This window comes from Sorangium sp. So ce119, assembly GCF_051524405.1.
In the GTDB taxonomy this organism is placed as follows: Bacteria; Myxococcota_A; Polyangia; order Polyangiales; family Polyangiaceae; genus Sorangium; species Sorangium cellulosum_G.
Window position 1 is genome coordinate 2,808,530 of record NZ_CP150310.1, and the last position, 14,586, is coordinate 2,823,115.

The 14,586-nt window shown below is 70.1% G+C and carries 13 protein-coding genes; 2 read left to right on the forward strand and 11 right to left on the reverse strand.

Annotated features, from left to right (window positions below; all coding sequences use genetic code 11):
* Nucleotides 1-21: 21 nt before the first annotated feature.
* The 9 genes from WME76_RS10775 to WME76_RS10815 form a co-directional block, all read right to left on the reverse strand.
* Complete coding sequence (locus WME76_RS10775; protein ID WP_020735484.1) at nt 22-276, reverse strand: hypothetical protein; 255 nt, start codon at nt 274-276, stop codon at nt 22-24.
* A gap of 108 nt (nt 277-384) precedes the next feature.
* Nucleotides 385-1,863: a cytochrome c3 family protein gene (locus WME76_RS10780; protein ID WP_437960056.1), complete on the reverse strand. Its 1,479-nt coding sequence runs from the start codon at nt 1,861-1,863 to the stop codon at nt 385-387.
* A gap of 11 nt (nt 1,864-1,874) precedes the next feature.
* Nucleotides 1,875-3,473, reverse strand: a complete 1,599-nt coding sequence (locus tag WME76_RS10785) for a hypothetical protein (RefSeq protein WP_437960057.1) — start codon at nt 3,471-3,473, stop codon at nt 1,875-1,877.
* Between the two features lie 304 nt (nt 3,474-3,777).
* Entirely contained in the window at nt 3,778-4,542 is a 765-nt protein-coding gene (locus WME76_RS10790; protein WP_437960058.1) for a HEAT repeat domain-containing protein, read from the reverse strand.
* A gap of 160 nt (nt 4,543-4,702) precedes the next feature.
* Complete coding sequence (locus tag WME76_RS10795) at nt 4,703-5,569, reverse strand: hypothetical protein (RefSeq protein ID WP_437960059.1); 867 nt, start codon at nt 5,567-5,569, stop codon at nt 4,703-4,705.
* Between the two features lie 74 nt (nt 5,570-5,643).
* On the reverse strand, nt 5,644-6,558 hold the full coding sequence (locus WME76_RS10800; RefSeq protein WP_437960060.1) for an outer membrane beta-barrel domain-containing protein: 915 nt from the start codon (nt 6,556-6,558) through the stop codon (nt 5,644-5,646).
* Nucleotides 6,559-6,684: 126 nt separating this feature from the next.
* The gene (locus WME76_RS10805) at nt 6,685-6,912 is read right to left on the reverse strand and encodes a hypothetical protein (RefSeq protein WP_437960061.1); all 228 of its coding nucleotides are present in this window, start codon (nt 6,910-6,912) and stop codon (nt 6,685-6,687) included.
* A gap of 85 nt (nt 6,913-6,997) precedes the next feature.
* Nucleotides 6,998-8,347, reverse strand: coding sequence for a signal recognition particle-docking protein FtsY (gene ftsY, locus WME76_RS10810; RefSeq protein WP_437960062.1), 1,350 nt, complete (start codon nt 8,345-8,347; stop codon nt 6,998-7,000).
* 138 nt (nt 8,348-8,485) lie between these two features.
* On the reverse strand, nt 8,486-10,258 hold the full coding sequence (locus WME76_RS10815; RefSeq protein WP_437960063.1) for a carboxypeptidase regulatory-like domain-containing protein: 1,773 nt from the start codon (nt 10,256-10,258) through the stop codon (nt 8,486-8,488).
* A 468-nt stretch (nt 10,259-10,726) separates the two neighbouring features.
* Here WME76_RS10815 and WME76_RS10820 point away from each other — a divergent pair, with 468 nt between their 5' ends.
* The gene (locus WME76_RS10820; protein WP_437960064.1) at nt 10,727-11,524 is read left to right on the forward strand and encodes a HEAT repeat domain-containing protein; all 798 of its coding nucleotides are present in this window, start codon (nt 10,727-10,729) and stop codon (nt 11,522-11,524) included.
* Between the two features lie 76 nt (nt 11,525-11,600).
* On the forward strand, nt 11,601-12,470 hold the full coding sequence (locus tag WME76_RS10825; RefSeq protein ID WP_437960065.1) for a HAMP domain-containing protein: 870 nt from the start codon (nt 11,601-11,603) through the stop codon (nt 12,468-12,470).
* Nucleotides 12,471-12,597: 127 nt separating this feature from the next.
* On the opposite strand, the gene WME76_RS10830 is transcribed toward WME76_RS10825, so the two are convergent.
* Entirely contained in the window at nt 12,598-13,113 is a 516-nt protein-coding gene (locus WME76_RS10830; protein ID WP_437960066.1) for a YraN family protein, read from the reverse strand.
* A 7-nt stretch (nt 13,114-13,120) separates the two neighbouring features.
* Entirely contained in the window at nt 13,121-13,981 is an 861-nt protein-coding gene (locus WME76_RS10835) for a hypothetical protein (RefSeq protein WP_437960067.1), read from the reverse strand.
* Nucleotides 13,982-14,586 lie beyond the last annotated feature (605 nt).

Genomic DNA, 14,586 nt, shown 5'->3' on the forward strand with positions numbered 1-14,586 from the left:
GCGCCGCGCGGGCGGGCCTGCTCAGCTTTCGGCGTAGAGCGAGAGCTGCTCGCGCACCACCTTCTCGTTCACCCCGCTCTGGATGTGCTCCTTGAGACAGTCGGCCAGCGTGATCAGCATGTCGTCCACCCCCTTCTCCTCGATGAGCTTCGACAAAAGTTGGCGCGCCTCCCGTCCGTCGTCCTCGCGGAGGAAGCCCCGCACTGTCTCCAGCGTGATTTCCCCTTGGAAATCGAGATAGAGGTTGTCGATCAGGTACTTGATCAGCTCCTTCACGCCCGTTCTCCTTGGCGTTCGCGGCGATCGTTAGGGAAGCCGCGCGCACCTCGCTATACCCGTCGCCGGAAGGCCAGGGCAAGGAATATACTGACCGATTTTGACTTTTCATTGGCAACGCTGGAGGAACGTGTCGCTCGACTGATGGCACACGAGGCACGGGCGCGGGTTCCGCGAGAACGCCGTCTTGCACTTGCTCTCGAACCCGAGCGGATGCGGGTTCAGCCCCTGCCCGCCTGACGCTCCGCGGGTCGCGTGGCATGTCGCGCAGTCCCGCTCGGTGTGGCAGGAAACGCACGCATTCAGGTTTCGCTCGGCTTCCCAGGCGTGGTGCTTCGCGCTCCGCGGCGCGTTGGTCCACTCCGCCGGCGGCGGATGGAAGCGGCGCCCCGCGGGCCGGGTGGCGCTCGGCGCGTCGCGCGCCACGCCCGTCCGGCGGTGGCAATCTGCACAGAACGTCTGCTGCTGATGGCAGCTCACGCAGCGCGGATTGTCCTGTCGGGCCGCCTGCGCGTGCATCGAGAGGAAGTCGTTCGGGTGGACGTTGCGCGGACGGACCTTCCCGTCGTGGCAGTCGGTGCAGTAGTTGTCCGTGTGGCACGTCCCGCAGAAGGCGCTGTCGTTCGCGGCGATCTGCTTGTGCCGCTCGAGCCAGTCGGGCGTGTGCCCCGCGTTGTGGAGCCACCGGGGCGGAAGCAGATCGCCCGTGGCGAACGCGGTCACGAGCCGCCCGTCGGGGCGCGTCAGGTGGCAGACATCGCAGTCGCTCTTCGCGTCGCCCTGGGCCGCGCCGCTCATGTTGTGGCAGCTGAAGCAGCCAGCCATGCGGGGCAGTTGCTCCCGGGTGGCGAGCTCGAGCTGGTCGACCCGGCCGTGGCACTGGCTGCACTTCATGTTGCGGTCCACGTGCTTCTGGTGCGGGAAGCGGAGGTTCGCGTGCGGCAGCACGAGCGGCGCCACCTTGCCGCCGTTACCAGCGTCCTCGCCGATGTGGCAGTAAGCGCACTGCCCGTTCTCGTTCGTGCCGGCCTTCACCTGGGTGAGGTCGGAGTGATCGACGTCGTGGCAGTTGTCGCAGGTCTGGCCCGGCCTCGGCAGCAGCCGGTCCGACACCGCGTTGCTCGTGTAGGCCGCCGCGTGGCACGACTTGCACGTCTGCCGGAGCCCCTTGACGTGCTTCTTGTGGTTGAAGCGGATCGTCAGCGTCTGCGGGGGGTAGATCTCGTCGCTCGGGATCGGCGTCGCGCTCGTCCCGGGCGGCATCCACGCCAGCGGCACCTCCGCGTCGCCGGGCATCGGGTGCAGGCCCGACGTGTACCCGCCGGGCGGCGGCTTCGCGCCCGCCTCGCCCTGGGTCCCCTCCTCGGCGTCGTCCGCGCCCTCGGCGGCCTCCTCGCCCTCGTCCTCCGCCGCCGCCGACGGCTTCGGCTGGGCGGCCGCCTCGGGGCCCACGATCGCGAGCGCCAGCGCGCCCAGGCACGCGACGATCGCGACCCACCCGGGGACGAACCTCGCCTCGCTCCGCCGCGCGCCGCGCCGGCCGTCCTGCCCTGCGTCCACGCGCTGGCCGTCCTGTCCTGCGTCCATCCGATCCTCGCTCACGGCGCCACCCGCAGGTTCACGAGGCCGACGACCCGGAAGCGCTGGCCCACCAGCCGATTCATGTCGTGCTCCCACTCGAGCTTGAAGTCAGCGGCCTCACCCGGCCGGTACCCGGCCCCGAGGACATACCCGAACGACGTCGCGCCCCGGTCCGGCCTGAGCGGGTCCTCCCAGTTGTACAGCGACACCCGCGCTCCGAGCGCGTAGCGCTGCCCGTGCAGCCGCTTCTCTCCCGAGAGATCGGCCCCCGTCCGCCGCCCGCGCTCCCCGGTCTGCAGCATCCCGCGGAGCTCGACCGACGTCGTGCGCGTGCGGTAGCGGCCCGCGAGGTTCGCGAGCACGTCGGTCGTGATCGTGGCGGCGCGGTTGTTCTCGTCGCGCGCGTAGTCCTCGAGATCGCTGTCGCTCGACGGATCGAGCACCGTCGTCCCGAGGCAATCTCGCTGAAGCCCCTTGAGCTCGCACTGATCGGCGCCGAACTCCTCCGGGTTCCCCTCGGCGATCCACATCCGCGTGCCGCCCCAGGCCGCGAGGTCCACCTCCCGGGTGATGTCGATCGCCGCCCGCCCCGTGATCGTGGTGATGGGATCGTGGGTGAACCAGTTCCAGATCGAGTCGGCGTCGAACGTCGGAACGAAGTAGTCGACGTCCGCGCCCAGCGTGACCCGGCTGCCCGCGTAGACCTCGAGGCCGCCGTAGAACGAGCCGACGAGCTGGTTGTAGAAGTCGTAGGTGACCCCGCCCTTGATCCCGCCGAGATCCGGCTTGTTGATGTCGGCGGCGTACCCGAGCCGATCCTGCGAGACACGCGAGCCATCGACCGTGCGGACCGCCCCGCTCTGGTCCTGGAACTGCCGGCTGACCGTGGTCCCCAGGTTGTAGACGCGCCGGTAGGTGAGCCGGCCGTGGACGAAGCTCGGACCGGCGCTCTCCAGCGCGACGCCGAAGGCGGGGGCCAGGCCGGCCTCGTGGTACGACGGGTAGTCGGCCGCGCTGCCGGGCTGGGTCTTGTCGCTGCCGAAGCCGCGATGGCTGCCGCGCCACATCCCCTGGCGCTCGTAGCGCGACGTCGAGAGCGGCAGTCCGCCGCGCTGCTCGAGGCCGCCGTACGCCTCGAGCTGGACGTAGTAGGGCGTCGTCACCCGGAGGAGCGCGCCGTCGAACGACCACCAGCCGAGCACGTCGCTCACGTACTGCCGGCCGACCCGGAAGCCGAGCCAGCCGCTGGCGACCTTCCGGCCCTCGAAGTACGCGTACATCAGGTCGAGCGGCGCCTCCTGGAGCCCCGGGACGAAGCGAGAGCCGCCCGCGACGCTGTAGTCGGTCTCGCCGCCCTGATAGGGGCCTTCGAGGTGGCCGTTCACCCCGAAGTCGGCGTCGAGCCGGAGCCGCAGGGTCGCCGAGTAGTCGGCCTCCCCTGGAGCAGAGTCGCCCTGGAGGTTGTAGACGGCGAGCCCCAGCGTCTGCAGGAGGCGCCGCCGCTCGATGTTCGTGTTCCCCCAGGGGCTCGCGACCTCGTAGGCCTGGACGCCCGTGGTCGACTCGACCTCGAAGTCGGCTGCGGCCGCGCCGCGCGGCGCGAGCGCGCAGGGCAACAGGCAGGCAGCGGCCAGCGCGCGCGGCAGCGAGACGCACCGCGCGCTTCGTGGGGGCGTTGCTGGCCGCGCCCCGCCGGAGCGATGGCGCGGCTCAGGGCGTCGTGACGGGAGCTCCGCCATCGACGAGCGGTGCTCAATCACGGACTCTGCGCTCGCTTTCCTGTGGTGCGGGCCGGCGTGTGCGGCCTCCGCTCTCAGCAGCCGCCGAGGGCTGAACAAGCATGAGGCGGAGTTTCGTCCACGCGCGGCGATGCTGTCAACCGGATCGCAGGACGAGCAGCCCTGTCACAAAAGCGCGCTGTCAGCCGTAGCCGGCGCCCTTCCGGAGCTTGCCGTCCGGGCCGACGCTGAAGCCGTTCGAATCCTGGAGCGCCTGGTTCGCGCTGCCCCGCAGCTCGGCCGGGACCGTCCAGCCCCGGCCCATCAGGCCCTCGGCCACCTTGTTCTTCACCCGCACCGACTCCTCGGCGGGCAGCATCTTCACCAGCGCCGGCACGCTCGCCTCGTTGTCCTGGGAGAAGATGGTTTGCACGGCGTGGAACCGGACCGTCTCGTTGACGTCCTCGAGGAACCGCTCCACCGCGATCCGCACGTCGTCGCCCTTGATGTCGCCCAGCGCGACGATGAGCTGCTGCTTCGGCTCGACGTTGCGCGCGTACTCGGTGTCGAACCGATCGAGCAGTCGGACGAGCTCGGCGCGGTAATCCGCCTCATCGAGCACCTCCCGCAGGACCTTGAGCGGCCAGGTGAGCGCCTCGGCCTTGAGGCAGAACTCGACCACGGCCGGCACCGCGTCCTTGCCGGCGTCCACGATCCCCCGGAACGCCAGATCCTTCTCTTCCTGATCCGTGATCGAGGGATCGATCGAGAACGTGAAGCGCCGGAGGAGCGCCGCCGCCGCGTCGGCGCTCTTCATCCCGGCGAGCGACTGGATGGCGTCGAGGCGGTCGTACGTCTGGGCCCGCTTGTCCGCGACGACCTTGGCCAGACCGGCCACCTTCTTGTCGGAGGAGGCGCCTCCGGCGGGGGGATTGCTCTTCTTGGAGAGAAAATCGAAAATACCCAACGCTGACCTCTGGTGGCTGTCCCGCCGCCGCGGTCCAATCTACCCGGCGTAGCTGTCGGCATCCACCGCCGAGGGCCGATTTTACGGCCCCGGCAGGTGCGATCCTCGCCCGGCTTGCGCCGGACGAGCCGGCCCGGTCACGCCGAGCCGGCGCAGCCGTCTACTCCGTCGTCTTGATGGCGGTGGGGAATTGAATACTCAAACTCACGGTCACCATGCTGGTGAAGTGGAATTCGCGATCCTTGTCGTCCACCTTGTTGTCGGGGAACGCCTCGTCCGTGCCGAGCCCGTGGTTGTCGAAGCCCGAAGTATTCCACGCGAACGGTAGGGCGCGCCACTCCGCGCCGAAGCCGATGAAGTCCGACGGGTAGAAGTTCAGGCCGAGGCCGAACGTCGGCGCGAAGGCGAGGCGGCTCTCGAGCCCGAAGGTGGTCGCGCAGTTCTCGCTGCACTGCTTGCGCTCCTTCACCCCGACGGCCGCGTAGCCCGCGAAGAAGTTCACGTCCGTGTCCACGAAGAGCTCGGCGAACAGCGCCAGCTTGCCGCGGAAGGGCACGAACGTGAGCTGCGGGGCCGCGACCCACTGGATCTGAGCGAGCTGATCCTTCGTGAGATCGCCCCGCGTCAGGTTGACCCGGGTCAGCTGGCACTCCTTCGTGAACGACCGGTTGGTGCAGTCGCGCGCGTCGATCGCCACGCGCTGGAGCTCGTCCGTCAGCCCGGTGTTGTACTGGAACCCGTAGCCGCCCCAGGCGCCGATGCCGAACCAGTCCGTGAGATGGTAGGTGAGGCGCATGCCCGGCATGATCGTCCGCCGGTACTCGTCCAGCAGCGTGAACGACGCGCCTGGAGCGACCTCGAACCGCCCGTCGCGGTGGAGCCGGAGCTTCCGCACGGCGGGCGCACCGGCCAGAGGGCCCGTGAGCTGAATCTCCTGCGCCTCCGCGGGCGCAGCCGTCATCAGAAGTGCACAGCCGGTAAGCCCTGCCACCATGGTGCAGAGGCTCTGGACGAATCGACGCATCATGCCTGTCCCCGTCTTTGGCTGAATCATCCTCATGTCACGCGCTCGGCGTCCGCGCGTCCCCACGTCCAAAGGCCTCACTTTGGCAGCCGGTATTCCCAGGAGAACGGCAGGAAGACCGAGAACCCGACCTGTGCCTGCACGTTGTTGGTGAAGCTGTTCCCCTCGGCGAGCCACGTGCTCCTGTCCTGGGCGCGACCCTGAGCGACGCTGGGGTTCTCGAGTTCGTCGAAGAAGATGTAGTCGCTGACCTCGGCCATCGCCGCGAACCAGCGGTTGAAGAAGATGCGGATCCCGCCGCCGACGTGGAACGCGAGCTTCGGCTTCCAGTCGAAGGTGCGGTTGTCCGGATCGACGACGGCGATGGGCCGCGTCGAGATCGCGCCGACACCGCCCAGTACGTAGAAGTCGTAGTGGAAGATGAAGTCGCTGAATCCTGCGAACTTGCCGTACGCGGGGACGTACGTGAAGTTCGCATTCGCGTTCCACTGATACTCGGTGACCGGCTCACCGATACGGGCCGCCCTGCTCGTCTGGAAGTTGAAGTCCGACGGGGTGTTGAGGCCGCCGTACCAGTTGCCGTTGACCCCGATCGCGAGGACGTTGGTCAGGTACCAGTTGATCGCGAGCCCGGGGCCGTTGTGACCGACGAACTGGTCGTTCATCGTCAGGCCGAAGTACGGGTTCACCTCGAAGCGGTGATAGCGCAGCGCGTAGATCTGCTGCACCGCGTAGGTCTCATTGTTGAGGTCCTTCGCGGCTTCCTTGTTCAAGTCGATCGTGGGACACGCCGACGGGTCGATCTTGCAGATGTCCCCGAGCCCCGCCTCATCGCCTTCCCCCTCGGCCGGGGCCTCGGGGGCCTCCGCCGGCTCCGTGCCCTCGGCAGGAGTCTCTGGCTCGTCGAGGTTGATTTCCTTGGGTTGCTCTTTTGGCTGAGCCGACGCCGTGAGCGGCACCGCGACCAGCGCAGCCGCAACGAGAAGCCCCACGCGAGCCTGGTTCATCGCCATCCCTTCCGAAGTCCGTGCGATGCGAGCGATCGATCGCCCAGGTAGTACAGCTTCCTAACTACTCGAATTTATTAATTAATTCGGTCAACCGCCAAGCCCGACGGACTATATCACGCCGAAAATCAAAGGATCAACAACCAAATCCTTTTGCCACGGACGACCGTGGCGGGCCGCCTGACGGACCGCCTGGTCGACTCGGGCCGACCAGCGGATGGACTGCAACATCACCGCGGGCTCGGATCCGCCCATGTGCGTGCGACCGGGGTACATGACGATGGCGGCTCCTGTCGGGTCAGCGGCGCGGGCGCGGCGGCCCGAGGCCACCGGGACCATCGCCCGTTTCTTGGACCGCTGTCGAGAAAAGTGATTGGGAGGTGACGCAAAGATCGCTCGCGCCGCGCGGAGCGGCGCGAGCTCGTCAGGCGGCGGCGTCCTCGGCGCCGCTCGCGCGGCCGAGCATCGCCTCGACGAACTCGTCGGGCTCGAACTCGCGGAGGTCCTCCGCGCGCTCGCCGATGCCGACGTAGCGGACCGGCAGCCCGTGCTCGGCGCAGATGCCGAGGATGACGCCGCCCTTGGCGGTGCCGTCGAGCTTCGTCAGCACGATGCCCGTGATGGGCAGCGCCTCCTTGAAGAGCGCGGCCTGCTGCATGGCGTTCTGTCCGTTCGTGGCGTCGAGCACCAGCAGCGTCTCGTGGGGAGCCCCCTCGAGCGCCTTGTTCATCGTGCGCGCGACCCGGGCCAGCTCCTCCATGAGGTTCGTCTTCGTGTGCAGCCTGCCCGCGGTGTCGGCGAGCACCACGTCGGCGCCCGTGTCCTTCGCCTTCTGGATCGCGTCGAAGATCACCGCGCCCGGGTTCGCTCCGTCCTTGCCGCGCACGACCTCGCAGCCGACGCGCTTGCCCCAGACGTTGAGCTGCTGCACCGCCGCCGCGCGGAACGTGTCGCCCGCGGCGAGCACCACCGTCTTGCCCTCGGCCTTGAGCTGCGTCGCGAGCTTGCCGATCGTGGTCGTCTTGCCCACGCCGTTGACGCCGACGACCATGACGACGGTGGGCTGCGTCTTCAGCGAGAGCCCGCCGCCAGCGCCGACGCGGAGGATCCGCTTCGCGTGCTCGCGCAGCGCGTCCCAGACCTTGTCCGTGTCGGCGAGCTCGTTCCTGCTGAGCGCCGAGCGGATCTCGTCGAGGAGCAGCTCTGTCGTCTTCACGCCGACGTCCGAGGTCAGCAGCACCTCTTCGATCTGCTCGACGACGTTGGGATCGATCTCCTTCTTGCCGGCGAACAGGGCCTTGAGCCGGCCGAAGAACCCCTCGCTCTCGCGCACCTTGGTGAGGCCCCTGCGGAGCCCCTCGATGTCCCGCTTGCGCGCGCCGGGGGGCGTCGTCTCCCGCGCGGGCCGCGCGGCCGGCTTGACGACCGGCGCCTCGACCACGGGGGGAGCCTCGTCCACCACGGGCGCCGCGGCCTCGGGCGCCGCCTTCTCGGCGGCGGGCGGCACGAGGGGCACCTCGATGGGGAGGGGCGCCGCGACGGGCGGCTCCTCCCGCGGCGAGGGCTCCTTCGCCTTGGCCCGAGGCTCTTCCGCCGCCGCCGCCTTCGGGGGGCGCGGCTTGTCGGTCGGCTTGGCGGCGGGCTGCTTCGCCTTCTCCGGGAGCTTCTTCGGTTCGGGGGGCGCTTCGATCTCGGGTGGCGCCGCCTTCTTCGTGATGAAGTAGACGATCGCCGCCACCACGACGAGGCCGACGATAATTAGGGCGATTTCCACGTTGGCGTTCTCCGGCGAGGGAGCCGACTATATGGGACGCTCCCCATACGTCAACGTGCGCTCGCGGGGGGCGCCCGATCCGGCCAACGAAACTGCAGGTCGGCGCGGCGGCGGGGCCGCCGCCGCGCGCCGCCAGGCTCACGGAGGAGCGAGCTGCGAGACGCCCGGCTTCGGCTCCGACGCGCCGAGGTCCTGCTCGACCCGCTCGTCCACGGGATCGGGGCCGAAGGCGGCGTGCTCGACCCGGGTCGCCCACAGCTCCACCTCGTGCTGCTGGGCCCTGCTCGCCGCGCGGCGCACGTGCCCGGGCGTCGGCTCCGGCGGACCCTCGAACGGGGCGCCCTGCCGCCGCGCCCAGCGGACGAGGCGGTCGAGCACGGCGCGGCGCCGCGTGACCAGCGCGATACCCAGCTTGCTCGGCGGCGGGAGCGCCTGCTCGTAGCTGCTGTGCGTCGACGCGCGGACGACGAGCTTCGCGTCGCTCCGGTGCGGCGCCTCGATCGAGAACTCGCCGCCGTCGTCGGTCACCGCGCGCGCGACGACGCCGCTGCCGTCGAACGCGGGCACCACGATCGTGAGCTCCGCCTGCGCGATCGGCGCGCCGTCATGGGCGTCGGAGACGACGCCGCGCCAGCCGGTCGCGTCGTCGATCGGCCCCATGATCCGCACCCCCGCGCGGCCGGGCGGCGCGGCGGGCTTCTCCTCGCTGGCGCGCTCCGCCGCGCGCTTCGGGGCGCGCCGCCAGCCGCCGAGCACCCAGCCCGCGATCGCGAGCACGGCGGCGGCGAGCGCGACCTGCCGCCACACGCCGGGGCCCGTGACGGGCACGTCGATCGCGAGCTCTGCGCCGGGGATCCACCACGGGGCGGCGGGCACGTAGCGGAGCGAGATCGGCTCGGTGCCCTCGCGCTCGGCGGTGAACGCGGCGATGACCCGCGCCTTGCCGGAGGTGACGGCGGCCGCGCCGACGGGCTCGCCGGCGCGCAGCGCCTCGACCACGCCGCCCTCGACCGGGCCGCGCGACGAGCGCACGTCGACCTCGATCGGCACTCCGTCCTCCGCGCGCGCCGGCTCGACGGGGCGGGAGAGCGCGAGCGTGACCTGCGCGTACCGGACGATCCCCTGGCTGACGCTCGCCTTCGCGAGCACGTCGGTCCCCTCGAAGCGCGCGCGCAGCACGCCCTGCCCGGCGCCGCCGAGGCTCTCCGTCGCGAGCTCGAACCGCGCCCTGCCGTCGCCGCCGGTCGGCGCCTCGGCGAGCTTCGCGCCGCGCTCGTCCTCGAGCGCTACGGCGAGCCGCTCGCGCTCGAACGGCGCGCCGACCGCGAGCGCGCCGCTGCGCTCGATCCGGAGCGCGACGGTGACGTTGAGGGTGGGGCGATCGAGGTCGACGGCGTCCACCGGCGGATCGAACCGGAGGATCACCGGCGCGAGCGGGGCCGCGTGCGCCTCGATCGGGATCTTCGCCTCGGCCGGCTCGTGGAGCTTCCCTCCCGCGAAGCGGACGCGCAGCGTCGCGTCGGCGAGCGGCGCGCGCCCCCGCAAGCAGAACGCGCCCCGATCGTCGGTCGCGATGACGTACCCGCCCTGCGACGCGCGGTGCTCGCGCGCGCGGGCCGCGCCGTCGGCCGCGCACCCCTCGGCCGGCGGCAGGTCCACCGGCGCGCCGCCGCTGGAGATCGCCTCGATGGAGAGCGGCGCCTCCGCGATCGCGCTCCGCGCGTCGTCGACGACGCTGCCGCGCACGACGAACCCGCCGGGCTCGGTCCACGCGACCGCGTCGATCTGCGCGCTCCCCCGCACATGGATGCGGAGCGGCGCACCTTGCGTCTGCGCGTGCGCCAGGGGCGCCGCGGCGAGCGCGGTCGTCGCGAGGAGCACCCCCGGCCACCTCCGTCTCACGCGGCCCATCTCCCGAAAGCCTCCGGCGAGCTCCTCGTCATGATCGCGCATTATTCGTCACGCCGGCAGCGCCCGGGCAAGGAGAAGCGGCCACGTCGCGGTTCTGAGCTCGAGCCTGCCCGCCTGGCCGTCGCCCTGGCGGCGCGCGCGAGCGCGGACGTAAGCGGACGTGAGCGGACGGTGCACGTCGAAGATGTCGACGCGTCGGCACGGCGCGTACGGTGCGTACGGTTGATAGATAAGTGGATGGTGATGTCGTGTTCGCCCTGCTCCACCATGGCTCATCGCCTTGAAGCCCCGCGCGCAGGGCGCGTCAAACCGTTCAGTTCGGCGGCAGCGAGGAGCGAGCGAATGCAAGGCAAAAGTGCGAGCGTGTGCGCACCAGATTTCGAGGGCAGGCACGATCATCCGATCGCCACGGCGGCGATGCGCTCGTGTATCGTCGGACGTGGAATGCGTCGCCCCTCTCCTGTGCTCGTGTTGCTGGTTGTGGCGCTCGTACTCTCGCTGATCCCCACGAGGCTCTACGCGGAACAGCGCACGAGCTACCTCGCCGAGCAGCTCAAGGCCAACGACGACTACCGCGTGCGCACGCAGGCGGCGCTGGCGCTCGGCGCGTCGGGGGACGACGCGGCGACGAAGCCGCTCTGCGACGCGCTCTCGGACGCCAACGCGTCGGTCAAGGTCGCGGCGGCCGCGGCGCTCGGCAGGCTCGGCAAGCCCGCGGGGCTCGCGTGCCTGCAGCGGGCCGAGGGCCGCGAGCAGACGCCGGCCGTCAAGTCGCAGATCCAGAAGTCGATCGCGACACTCTCGTCGGGCGGCGCGGGCGGCGCGGTGGCGCCGCCTCCGCCGGGCGCGGACACGAAGTACTACGTGGCGATCGAGATCACGAACAAGAGCGGCCGCCCCGAGTCCGAGATCGAGCCGCTCCTCCGGGCCGCGATGCAATCGAAGATCCTCGCGAAGCCCGGCTACGCCGTCGCGCCCAAGGGCGAGACGGTGGCTCAAGGCAAGAAGATTCTGAACGGCAAGAAGCTGAAGGGCTTCTACCTGCTCGCCACGGTCGAGCCGGCCGTGTACCAGGGCGGCAACCTCACCCAGGTGGTCCGCGTCAGCATGTGGACCTATCCGTCCAAGTCGCTCCAGGGTGAGTTCGCGCCCAAGCTCACGCAGAGCGGCACCCCAAAGAAGGACGTCCAGAGCGAGAACGTCCTGATGAAGATGTGCGTCGAGAACGCGGTCGAGACCTTCCAGAAGGTCGCCGCGTCGCTCTGACGCATCATCGCTGCTCGACATTGGCTTTTTCAGTGCGTCACGACCCCTGTCATCTCCAGCCAGCTTCGAGGATCCCATGAGCGACGCTTCCAGCACGGCCCCGCAGACCTCCGCGCCGGAGGTCAGAGCGCGCTACCAGCGGAGCGCGCGGAACTACCTGCTCGATCAGAGATTCCAGCTCAAATACACGGGGTTCCTCGTGGGGATCAGCCTTGCGCTCTCCGTCGCGCTCGGGGTCCTCCTGTGGACCGCCAGCTCGAAGATCATCGAGCAGAGCCGCAGCGCGGTGCAGCAGGGGCAAGAGACCGTCCGTCAGGGTCAGGAGACCGTCAAGCGTGGCCAGGAGGTGCTCGTCCAGAGCCGCCGGGTCAGCGAGGTCGTCGCGATGAACATCGCGAAGGAGTACAAGGACGACCCCGAGCTCGCGAAGACCTTCGGCGAGGCCGCGCAGCGCGACGAGAGCAAGCTGAAGGACGAGCAGGCGCGGCTCGAGCGCGACGCGGCGATGCTGCAGCAGCGCGCCGAGGCGCTCGGGCAGCAGGCCGCCGAGGTCGCGCAGAACCAGCAGATGCTGCTCCGCCTCATCGTCGCGCTGCTGTCGTTGCTCGTCCTCGGCGTCGGCGTGGCGGGCATCGTCTTCACGCACAAGATCGCCGGCCCGATCTTCAAGATGAAGCGCCTGCTCCGCCAGGTCGGCGAGGGCAAGCTGGTCGTGCGCGAGCGGCTGCGGAAGGGCGACGAGCTTCAGCACTTCTTCGAGGCGTTCGAGAAGATGGTCGAGGATCTGCGGGCGCGCCAGCAGGCCAAGATCGCCACGATGGATGCGGTCCTCGAGAAGCTCGAGGCGGACGCGCCCGCCCAGAAGGCCTCACGCGAGATCGACCCCGAGGGCCTCGCGCAGCTCAAGCGCCTCCGCACCGAGATGCAAGAGCAGCTCGACGCCTGACCGCGATCGCGCGCGGCGCGCGCCCGCGCAGCAGCATCGAAATCGCCCCGAAATCAACCCGAAAATCGACACCGCAGCGATCGCTGGCTGCGTACATTCCTCCGGGCCCCAGCGCCGCCGCGCCGCGCTAGAAGGCGGCTTTGATGTGCTCGATCTTCGTCTCGCCGTTGGGGAGGAACGTCACCGACGCGGCGTCGAAGCGCATCCGCTCCACGCCGCGCACACGCGAGAAGCGGGCACGCCAGAGCTGCTCGCCCGCGCGCCGCACGCGGGCGCGCTTGCCGGCGTCGATGCTGTCGAGCGCGCGCACGTACGAGCCGGCGCCGCGCGTCCGCACCTCGATGATCGCGATGACGGGGCCGTCGCGCGCGATCACGTCGATCTCCAGCCGACCGACCCGCGCGTTGCGCGCGACGACCTCGATCCCCTGCGCCGCGAGGTAGGCGACGACGGCGTCCTCCGCGCGCGCCCCGAGCGCCCTCCGCGCGTCGTCGCGCTCGGGAGGCCGCGGCGCTCCTGCTCGCGCCGCGCGCCCCGGGCGCCGGCCTTCGTGTGAATCGGATTCGTCGTCTGAGGGGAGGGTGCTGCCGGCCTGATCGGCCGGCGCTCGTCGAGGGCTGCGCGGGGGGCGGCCGCCCGTCACCCGGTGCCTACGGCGTGCCTTCGCACTGTTCCGAGTTGTAGCGGCCCTGCACCTGGCCGCAGTCCTGCTCCTTCTCGAACACGGAGCCCTCCTTGATGCAGTACTTGCCGGTGATGTTCGGGTCCCCGAGCCCGACGTTCGGGCGGATCTCGGCGCACTCGAAGCCCTGCGGGCACGTGCAGAAGTTGAAGTTCGGGTCGGGATCCTCGCCTTCGGCCACGCCGCACCGGCAGGAGCAGTACACCGCCTGCTCCGCGTTCCGGTCCGAGTCGGCGGCGCACTGACCGCAGACCGGCGACGCGACGGGATCCGTGGTCCCCGGCACGCAGCACGCCTTGCCCGCGTTCTCCGCCGCGGACTTGGTCGGGTCCTGGCAGCCGGTGATGTTGTCGTGGCAGATGTGCAGCGTGCAGACGCCGTTCTCGCCGCAGGTCCAGTCCGCGCTCGGGCAGTCCTGGGGGCCGGAGCACCGGCAGAAGGCGCCGCCCGGATCGCACATGCCGCTGAGGCACTGCCCGACGCCGCGATCGTCCCTCGTCGGGTCGCAGTCGGGCGCGTAGGTCCCCGAGGGCCTGCAATCTTCGCACGTCCCGGGCTGCTGGGGGTTACAGGTCGGCGGCGCCTCCTGGCCGAGCGGGCAGCTCACGCGCCCCTGGAAGTGGTTCACGAGGCAGATCCGCGTCTGGCACTGGAAGGACCGCGATTCGATGTTCTCTTCCGTCACCTTGAAGCCAGCGAACTGCGGATCGTACTCGTCTTCAGGCAGGCACGGGTCGCCCACGCCGCCGCTTTCACACGCGGAGGGCAGGCTCGCCATAGCGACGACGCTGAGCAGGCCGAGCAGGCCGGACAGAATGGAACGGGTCATCAGAACGTGCTCCTTCGGCGGCGGTGCGCGCCATCGCCTCGGCAGAGGCGCGCGGACGGGAGGCAAGAAAACGCTCAAGTCGAGGTGCTCAAAGGCACAACGTCAGCGGTTGGACCCTAGACGAAGGGCGCCTGGAGCGTCAACAGCCGGATGGAGCGCGCCACCGCCGACGTGGGGGCCGTCGCCCGCGCGGACCGTTCGACCCCGCCCCCCGTCGCTCCCTTGGCAGCGGCCGGTCACCGGCCCGCCGTGACGCGCCGGCGCGTCGAGCCCTTCAAGGAAGCGAGCGCGCATCGGTTCTATAATTCCACCCTCGACTGCTACGCAGTGCGCCACCCCAAGCTCGACGCGGGGCCTGGTGTCTGAGGGCGGGAATGTAGAGCAGGCCGACCGTTGGCATCGCTTGACAAGCCGCGCGCCACAATCCTACCATCCCCGGCCACACGCAAGTATCCGTTGATTCTCATTGAACTTTTTGGTTCTCGACCGAGTCGCCTCGGGGGTCTACGGCGCGCGCTTCCGGTGTGTGGAGCCGCGAACGGGGCGAAGGGGCCACGATCTTTACGTCGCCGAAAGCGAGGAACGACGATGCGGAACCGGGTGGC

Excerpts from the sequence above, each read along its gene's own strand:
- WME76_RS10795 (WP_437960059.1), bottom strand. The coding sequence starts at position 5,569 with ATGATGCGTCGATTCGTCCAGAGCCTCTGCACCATGGTGGCAGGGCTT.
- WME76_RS10815 (WP_437960063.1), bottom strand. The coding sequence starts at position 10,258 with ATGGGCCGCGTGAGACGGAGGTGGCCGGGGGTGCTCCTCGCGACGACC.
- WME76_RS10805 (WP_437960061.1), bottom strand. The coding sequence starts at position 6,912 with ATGGTCCCGGTGGCCTCGGGCCGCCGCGCCCGCGCCGCTGACCCGACA.
- WME76_RS10825 (WP_437960065.1), top strand. The coding sequence starts at position 11,601 with ATGAGCGACGCTTCCAGCACGGCCCCGCAGACCTCCGCGCCGGAGGTC.
- WME76_RS10835 (WP_437960067.1), bottom strand. The coding sequence starts at position 13,981 with ATGACCCGTTCCATTCTGTCCGGCCTGCTCGGCCTGCTCAGCGTCGTC.
- WME76_RS10780 (WP_437960056.1), bottom strand. The coding sequence starts at position 1,863 with ATGGACGCAGGACAGGACGGCCAGCGCGTGGACGCAGGGCAGGACGGC.